6 protein-coding genes and 2 pseudogenes are annotated in these 8167 nt (G+C 74.8%); 6 read left to right on the plus strand and 2 right to left on the minus strand.

What is annotated here, in order from left to right:
• The 6 genes and pseudogenes from PV341_RS41810 to cobC form a co-directional block, all read left to right on the plus strand.
• Positions 1-900 (plus strand): VWA domain-containing protein (locus PV341_RS41810; RefSeq protein ID WP_500360600.1); only part of this gene is annotated, 900 nt, incomplete at its 5' end.
• On the plus strand, positions 900-1496 hold the full coding sequence (gene cobO, locus PV341_RS41815; RefSeq protein WP_499511157.1) for a cob(I)yrinic acid a,c-diamide adenosyltransferase: 597 nt from the start codon (positions 900-902) through the stop codon (positions 1494-1496). The genes PV341_RS41810 and cobO, both read left to right, overlap by 1 nt.
• The gene (locus PV341_RS41820) at positions 1490-2857 is read left to right on the plus strand and encodes a cobyrinic acid a,c-diamide synthase CobB (protein ID WP_500327324.1); all 1368 of its coding nucleotides are present in this window, start codon (positions 1490-1492) and stop codon (positions 2855-2857) included. The genes cobO and PV341_RS41820 overlap by 7 nt, the downstream gene beginning before the upstream one ends.
• Positions 2857-3234: pseudogene (locus PV341_RS41825) on the plus strand (cobalamin biosynthesis protein); the annotation flags it as partial. The gene PV341_RS41820 and the pseudogene PV341_RS41825, both read left to right, overlap by 1 nt.
• A gap of 161 nt (positions 3235-3395) precedes the next feature.
• A pseudogene (locus tag PV341_RS41830) lies at positions 3396-3629 on the plus strand (CbiX/SirB N-terminal domain-containing protein); the annotation flags it as partial.
• A gap of 75 nt (positions 3630-3704) precedes the next feature.
• Positions 3705-4763 (plus strand): Rv2231c family histidinol phosphate aminotransferase CobC, encoded by a 1059-nt coding sequence (cobC, locus tag PV341_RS41835; protein ID WP_500327427.1) that lies wholly within the window; start codon positions 3705-3707, stop codon positions 4761-4763.
• A 59-nt stretch (positions 4764-4822) separates the two neighbouring features.
• Here cobC and PV341_RS41840 read toward each other — a convergent pair whose 3' ends face one another.
• Positions 4823-5725, minus strand: coding sequence for a helix-turn-helix transcriptional regulator (locus tag PV341_RS41840; protein WP_500327322.1), 903 nt, complete (start codon positions 5723-5725; stop codon positions 4823-4825).
• Between the two features lie 580 nt (positions 5726-6305).
• The coding region (locus tag PV341_RS41845) for an ABC transporter substrate-binding protein (RefSeq protein WP_500360602.1) at positions 6306-8167 on the minus strand (1862 nt) is incomplete at its 5' end.

The following is an 8167-nucleotide window of genomic DNA, read 5'->3' on the forward strand; positions in this document are numbered from 1 at the left end:
GCCCCGCCCCGGGAGCCGGCGGACTCCGGTCCCCAGCCCGAGCCCTCGCAGGCGCCGCAGGGCGGCGTCGGGGAACGGGCCGCGGTGCCCGCGGCCGAGCCCTTCAAGGCCCGCACCCTGACCGTTCCCGGCCTCGGCGAGGGCGCCGCCGGCCGCCGCTCACGGGCCCGTACCGCGCACGGCAGGACGACCGGCGCCCGGCGGCCCCACGGCACCCTGTCCAAGCTGCACCTGGCCGCCACCGTGCTCGCCGCCGCCCCGCACCAGCGGGCGCGCGGGCGGGGCGGCCCGGGCCTGGTGATCCGCCGGGACGACCTGCGCGAAGCGGTGCGGGAGGGTCGCGAGGGCAACCTGGTGCTCTTCGTCGTCGACGCCTCGGGCTCGATGGCCGCCCGGCAGCGCATGAGCGCGGTCAAGGGCGCGGTGCTGTCGCTGCTGCTCGACGCCTACCAGCGGCGCGACAAGGTCGGCCTGGTCACCTTCCGCGGCGCGACGGCGGAGCTGGCGCTGCCGCCGACCTCGTCGGTCGACGCGGGCGCGGCACGCCTGGAGAAGCTGCCCACCGGCGGCCGCACCCCGCTGGCCGCCGGGCTGCTGAAGGCGCAGGACGTGCTGCGCGTGGAGCGGCTGCGGGACCCCTCGCGCCGCCCGCTGCTGGTCGTGGTCACCGACGGCCGGGCGACCGGCGGGCCCGAGCCGGTACGCACGGCCGCGCGAGCCGCACGGCTGCTGGCGGCCGAGGGCACCGCGTCGGTGGTCGTCGACTGCGAGTCCGGGCCGGTGCGCCTGGGGCTCGCGGGCGAGCTGGCCCGCGAACTGCACGGCACCGCCGTGACGTTGGACGAGCTGCGCGCGGACAGCGTCGCGGCACTGGTACGGGACGTACGGAGGGCCGCGTAATGCCGCAGGGACAGCCGAGTGTGGTGCCGCAGGACGGTCTGACCACGCGCCAGCGCCGCAACCGGCCGCTGGTGATGGTGCACACCGGCACCGGCAAGGGGAAGTCGACCGCCGCCTTCGGCCTGGCGCTGCGGGCCTGGAACCAGGGCTGGCCGGTCGGGGTCTTCCAGTTCGTCAAGTCCGCGAAGTGGAAGGTCGGCGAGGAACGGGCGCTGCGCGTGCTCGGCGCCTCCGGCGAGGGCGGCACCGTCGCCTGGCACAAGATGGGCGAGGGCTGGTCCTGGGTCCAGCGGGACATCTCGGAGAGCGAGGACGCCGCGCGCGAGGGCTGGGAGCAGGTCAAGCGCGACCTGGCCGCCGAGACCTACCGGCTGTACGTGCTGGACGAGTTCGCCTACCCGCTGCACTGGGGGTGGATCGACACCGACGAGGTGGTCTCCGTGCTCCGTGACCGGCCCGGCACCCAGCACGTCGTCATCACCGGGCGCAACGCCCCGCAGCCGCTGCTGGACTTCGCGGACCTGGTCACCGAGATGGGCAAGGTGAAGCACCCGATGGACGCCGGCCAGAAGGGCCAGAAGGGCATCGAGTGGTAGCCAGGATCGTCGTCGCGGCCCCGGCCTCGGGGAGCGGCAAGACCACCGTCGCCACGGGTCTGATGGCCGCCTTCGCGGAGGCCGGGCTCGCGGTCTCCCCGCACAAGGTGGGCCCCGACTACATCGACCCCGGCTACCACGCGCTGGCCACCGGCCGCCCGGGCCGCAACCTGGACGCCTACATGTGCGGCCCGGAGCGGATCGCGCCGCTGTTCCTGCACGGCGCGCGGGGGGCCGACCTGGCCGTCGTGGAGGGCGTGATGGGGCTCTTCGACGGCGCCTCCGGGATGGGCGAGCTGGCCTCCACCGCTCATGTGGCGAAGCTGCTGCGGGCACCGGTGGTGCTGGTGGTGGACGCCTCGTCGCAGTCCCGTTCGGTGGCGGCGCTGGTGCACGGCTTCGCCTCGTGGGACCCGCAGGTGCGGGTCGCCGGCGTCATCCTCAACAAGGTCGGATCCGACCGGCACGAGGAGCTGCTGCGCGACGCCCTCGACGGCGCCGGCGTGCCCGTGCTGGGCGCGCTGCGGCGCGACACGGCGGTCGGCACGCCCTCCCGGCACCTGGGTCTGGTCCCGGTCGCGGAGCGGCGCGCGGACGCCGTCGACGCCGTGCGGGCCCTGGCCGCCCGGGTGCGGGAGGGCTGCGACATGGAGGCGCTGCTGGCGCTGGCGCGCAGTGCTCCCCCGCTCACGGACGAGCCCTGGGACCCGCGGGAGGCGGCGGCCGGTCCGGCGGCGCCGGGCGGACGGCCGGTGGTCGCGGTGGCGGGCGGGGCGGCGTTCACCTTCTCGTACGCCGAGCACCTCGAACTGCTCGCCGCGGCGGGGGCGGAGGTCGTCACCTTCGACCCGCTGCGCGACGACCACCTGCCGCCCGGCGCCGCGGGGCTGGTCATAGGCGGCGGCTTCCCCGAGATGTACGCCCACGAACTGTCCGCCAACGAGCCGCTGCGCAAGGCCGTCGGCGCCTTCGCCGGGCCCGTGACGGCGGAGTGCGCGGGCCTGCTCTACCTCGGGCGGGAACTGGACGGACGTCCCATGTGCGGGGTGCTGGACACCACGGCCCGCATGTCGGACCGGCTCACCCTGGGCTACCGCGAGGCGGTCGCGATCGCCGACAACGCGCTGGCGGCCGCCGGGACGCGGGTGCGCGGCCACGAGTTCCACCGCACCGTCGTGGAGCCCGTCGCCGGGGCCACCCCCGCCTGGGGACTGATCCGGCCGGAGCGGCGCGTGGAGGGCTTCGTGCGGGGCGGCGTCCACGCGTCGTACCTGCACGTCCACTGGGCCGCCGAGCCGTCCCTGGCACGGCGGTTCGTCGCCTCCTGCGCGGGCGGCTCGGGCGCGGGCGCGGCCGCGTGAGCGTCGTCGTCGGCGTCGGGGCGGGCCGCGGGGTGGCGGCGGCCGAAGTGCTCGCGCTCGTGCGGTCCGTGCTCGCCGAGGCCGGGGTGCCGGAGCCGTCCGTCACGGCGCTGGCGACCGTGGACGGCAAGGCCGGTGAGCCGGGTCTCGTCGCGGCGGCGGCGCGGCTGGGCGTCCCCCTGGTGACGTACGACGCGCGTACGCTGGCCGCGGTCGACGTGCCGAGCCCCTCGGCCGCCCCGCTGGCCGCGGCCGGCACGCCCTCCGTCGCGGAGGCGGCCGCGCTCGCCGCGGCGCCCGGCGGCGAACTGCTGGTGCCGAAGAGGAAGTCCGCCCCCGGGAGCGGTACGGCGAGGGCGACCGCGGCCGTGGCGCGGCACCGTACGCCCGATCCCGGCACGGACAGCAGGCACGGCACGCACGGCACGACGGAGGAGAAGGCACCGTGAGCAACCCCCCGCCCGAGGACGTGCTGGAGCGGCGCGTCGACGCCGCGCTGGGCGGCGGCCGCCGTACGCCGCTGGATCTGGCGGCGACCATGGTGCTGCTGGTCGGCGCCGGTTCCCCCGAGGCCGCCGGCAACGCCGAAGTGGCCCGCACCGCGCGGCTGCTGTGGGAGGGCCGGGGCTACGCGGGCGTGGAGACCGCCTTCCTGACGACGGCGGCGCCGGACGTGCCCGCGGGCCTGGAGCGCTGCGCACGGCTCGGAGCCCGGCGGATCGTCGTGCTGACCTGCTTCCCGGCGGACGCGACCCTGGAGGAGCGGGTCCGGCAGCAGGCGGAGGGTTGGGCCGAGGCGCGTCCCGAGGCCGACGTACGGCACGCGCCGCCCGGCGACGCCGGGGCCGTGCGGCAGGAACCCGGCGAGTGCGACCACGACCTGCGGCACCACGGCGACGCCGAGGTCCGCGACGGCGGCGGGGACCTGACGGACCTGGCCGTGAACGTGCGCGCCGGAACACCGCCCCGGTGGCTCAAGGAACGCCTCGGCGCCACCCTCGACGGGCTGGCCGGCTACCCCGACGACCGCGCCGCGCACCGGGCGGTCGCCGCCCGCCACGGCCGACCCGTGGAGGAGGTGCTGCTCACGGCGGGTGCCGCGGAGGCGTTCGTCCTGCTGGCCCGCACCACCCGGGCCCGCCACGCGGTGGTCGTGCACCCGCAGTTCACGGAGCCGGAGGCGGCGCTGAGGGATGCCGGGCACCCCGTGCACCGCGTCGTGCTGCGCGCGGAGGACGGCTTCCGCCTCGACCCGCGCGCGGTGCCCGACGCCGCCGACCTGGTCGTCGTCGGCAACCCGACCAACCCCACCTCCGTGCTGCACCCCGCGGCGGACCTCGCCCGCCTGGCCCGGCCGGGCCGCACCCTCGTCGTGGACGAGGCGTTCATGGACGCGGTGCCCGGTGAGCCCGAGAGCCTCGCCGCCCGCCGCGACCTGCCCGGCCTGGTGGTGCTGCGCAGCCTCACCAAGACCTGGGGCCTCGCGGGCCTGCGGGTCGGCTACGTCCTCGGCGACCGCGAGCGCGTGGCGGCGCTGCGCCGCGCCCAGCCCCTGTGGGCGGTCTCCGCGCCCGGCCTCACCGCCGCCGAGGCGTGCAGCGCCCCCGCGGCCCTCGCGGAGGCCGAAGAGGCGGCCCGCCGGATCGCCGACGACCGCGCCCACCTGCTGCGCCGGCTCGCCGAGTTCGACGCCGTCGAAGTCGCCGGTCCGGCGCACGGCCCCTTCGTCCTGCTGCGCCTGCCCGGAGCGGCCTCCGTCCGTGAACGCCTGCGCGACCTCGGCTTCGCCGTCCGCCGCGCCGACACCTTCCCCGGCCTGTCCCCCGACTGGCTCCGCCTCGCCGTCCGCGACCCCGCCACGACCGACCGCTTCGCGGCCGCCCTGTCGAAGGCGCTCGACGGCTGAGGCCCTGGCGGGCGGACCCGTTCCGACCCCGACACCGCACCGGGGGAACCCGGCCTCCGTCAGGGCGCAGGAGCCGGAGGTGACCTCCGCTCCGGACCGGTGTCCGATTCACCGATCCGGCCGGCCAGGGAACGCAACGCCTCGGCGGACGGTGAGCCGGGGGGGGCCATGCACACGTACAACCACTGGTCCGGGTCACCGGGGAACACGAGGGTCTCGTAGTCGAGGACGAATTCCCCGAGCAAAGGGTGCCGACAGCGCCTGGTGCCGTGGGAGAACACCTCCACGTCATGCGCCGACCACCACCGGCTGAAGTCGGCGTCCGCGGCCGACAAGTGGCCGATCAGCTCGGTCAGACGCGTGTCGTCCGGATTCTGACCCGCGTACAGGTGCAACCCCGTCACCACCATGCGGGCGGCCATGTCCCAGTCGATGAACAGTTCACGTGCCGCAGGATCGAGAAATACGAACCGCGCCAAATTACGTTCACGGACCGGCATGGCGTCGAAATCGACGAATAGCGCCCGGGCCATCCGGTTGACGGCGAGGACGTCCATCCGGCCGTCCAGGATCATGGCAGGGCTGTCCGCGAGAACCTCGAGCAGGGCGTACGCGCCCGGACGCACTCTCCGCGGAACCTCCGGCTGGCTGGCCCTGACCACGGACTGCGGCCTGGCCAGGTTGAACAGGTGCGCACGCTCGGCGTCGTCGAGCTGCAGAGCCCGGGCCACGGCCTCCAGCACCGCCTCCGAGGCGTTGGCCACCCGTCCGCGTTCCAGACGGATGTAGTAGTCCACGCTCAATCCGGCCGAGAACGCGACCTCCTCGCGACGAAGTCCCGGAACACGCCGACTGGCCCCCGGCGTGACCCCGGCCTGCTCGGGAGCCACCCGGGCGCGCCGCGAACGCAGAAAATCGCTCAGTTCCTTGTTGTCACCCGAACCGGACGCCGCTTTGGCCATATGCCAAGGCTAACGCTCTGCGCACCACCCCGGCAAAATCACGGTTCCCACCACGCCAATTCCCTCTCACTTCAATGCATTGTTTCGAACAATAGCCGTCGAGGGCGTTTCCCGAAAAGGCCCCCGCCCCAGTGGTCACCCGGCGATCGACAGGGGGCCTGCCAGTACCCGCACCAGCAGACCACCGTCCAGGAGAGCCTGCCTGACCGCCCTCAGGCACCTCTCCGGCTGGTTCGCTGGAATTGCACGAAGATCGGCTTTTCCCGCGCCGCACACCTGAACGGATGCCGTCCGCCACGGCGTCGGCCCCCTGCGTCTCAGGCTCATCAAGCACCAGGTCCTGACCTGCGAAGTCTTCGACAGCGGCAGTGGCCACCCGCGCCTGCGCCACGCTCGCGGCGTCGACGAGCACGGCCGGGGCCTCTTCATGATCGCTCAGCTGTGCCACGGGGGGGCTTCCGGTCCGCGACCGGCGGCAAGCTCGTCTGGGTCGATCAGGACCTGCCCTGCGCACCCTCTCATCCGTATCCGCGGCGTCCCCCGCTGCACGCCCCGCTTGTCCTGACCCGGCGCCGCCCGGTCAGCCCTTGACGCCGAGGGCCTGGATGTCGAGGCCGCCCAGGGCCGGGTGGACGTAGGCGTTGGCCAGGCGGTCGGACCGGTAGTTGAGGCGGCGGTCGTAGAGGAAGGGCAGGAGCGTGCCGCGGTCCTGGGCGGTGGAGTCGACGGTGCGCCAGAGGTTGTCGGCGGCGTTGCGGTTGGTCTCGGAGTCGGCCTCGTCCATCAGGGAGTTGATCTCCCGGTCGTCCAGCCCCGCGTAGTTGCTGGGGCTGTCCGGCAGCAGCAGCGGGCGCAGGAAGCCGGCCGGGGAGGGCCAGTCGGACTGCCAGGTGGTCATGACGATGCCCCAGCCCTTGTCCTTGATCTGCTGCTGGTCGGTGAGGGCGGCGTAGAAGTCGGCGGCGTCGGGGGTCTGCACGGTCGCCGTGATGCCCACCTTGGCGAGCTGGCCGGCCAGCGACTGCGCGGCCTTGCGGGCTGCCTGATCGGTGGCGGAGACCGCGACGACCGTGCTGAACCCCTTGGCGTGGCCGCATTCGCCGAGGAAGCGGCGGGCCTGGTCGGGGTAGGAGCCGCCGGTCACGGTGCCGTAGGTGTCCAGGTGCCGGTCGTGGCCGCCGATGGTCGGCGGGAGCATGCCGCCGGCGACGTCGCCCGCGTCCTGGCCGCCCAGGGCGTCACGCAGCAGGCTGCGGTCGGTGGCGTACTGGACGGCCCAGCGGCAGCGGTAGTCGTCCAGGGGCGCGACGGCGGTCTGCAGGGAGAAGTAGCGGACCGCGCCGGTCTGCACGAGGTCCGCGCGGGACTTGAGCGCGTCGTCGGCGAGGATGCGGGTCCGGGTGGCCTCCTGGACGCCGGCCTGGGCGAGGTCGAGGTCGGCGGTGCCGTTCATCAGGGCGGTGTCCACGGCGGCCGCGTCCGCGGCGATGGTGAGCTCCACCTCGTCGGGCAGGGCGGTGCGTATCGCGTCGGTCGCCGGGTCCCACTTGTCGTTGCGCACCAGGCGCAGTCCCTTGGCGGCGTCGTAGGAGGCGATGCGGTAGGGGCCGCTGGCGACCGGCTGGTCCTGGTAGCTCTCCTTGGTGTCCTTCGCCTTCGGGACGGGCGAGGACATGGGCAGCGCGAGGACGTGGGGGAAGTCGGCGAAGGGCGCGTCGAGGTGGAAGACGATCGTGCCGTCGTCGGGGGTCTCGACGCTCTTCAGGCCGAGCCCGTCGGGGTCGGTGTCCTTGTAGGGGCCGGGGTAGTCCTGCCCCTGGTCGAGCAGGTCGCGCAGGTGGGTGGGGCCGCCGGGGTACAGGTCCCTGTCGAAGGTGCGCTCGATGCCGTACTTGACGTCCCGTGAGGTGATCGGCGTGCCGTCCTCGAAGGTGACGCCCTCCTTGAGGGTGTACGTGTAGGTGCGGCCGCCGTCGGAGATCGTGCCGGTGCTGGTGGCGAGGTCGGGGGCGAGCCGGGTCCCCGCGGCGCCGGGCTGCGGGGCGAAGTCGACGAGTTTGCGCAGGTAGAGGCGGCCGAGGTTCCACACGATCGGCGAGTAGGTGCGGGCCGGGTCGAGGGAGTCGGGGGTGTAGGCCGAGATGAGCCTGAGGGTGCCGCCCTTGGCGGTGGACGGGTTGACGGCGCCGGTGAGGGCGCCGTTGTAGCCGCCGGTGGGCCTGCGGGCGGCGATCAGGTCCTGGGCGGTGGGGGTGGACCGCCTCTTCGGGTCGTCTCCGAAGGGGTCGACGACGACCGTCACGGTGACCAGGACGGCCACGACCGCCGCGGTGACCGCGGACACCACGCCGCCCCAGCGGCGGCGCCGGGGCCCCGGGACCGGGGTGTCCCAGGCGGGCCGGGTGGGGTAGGACGGCGGCCCGTACGAGGGCGGGTTGTACG

The sequence above is a fragment of the Streptomyces sp. PA03-1a genome (assembly GCF_033792805.1).
GTDB lineage: Bacteria > Actinomycetota > Actinomycetes > Streptomycetales > Streptomycetaceae > Actinacidiphila.

Coding starts and splice junctions, on each gene's coding strand:
- cobO (WP_499511157.1), top strand. CDS start 900: ATGCCGCAGGGACAGCCGAGTGTGGTGCCGCAGGACGGTCTGACCACG.
- PV341_RS41840 (WP_500327322.1), bottom strand. CDS start 5,725: ATGGCCAAAGCGGCGTCCGGTTCGGGTGACAACAAGGAACTGAGCGAT.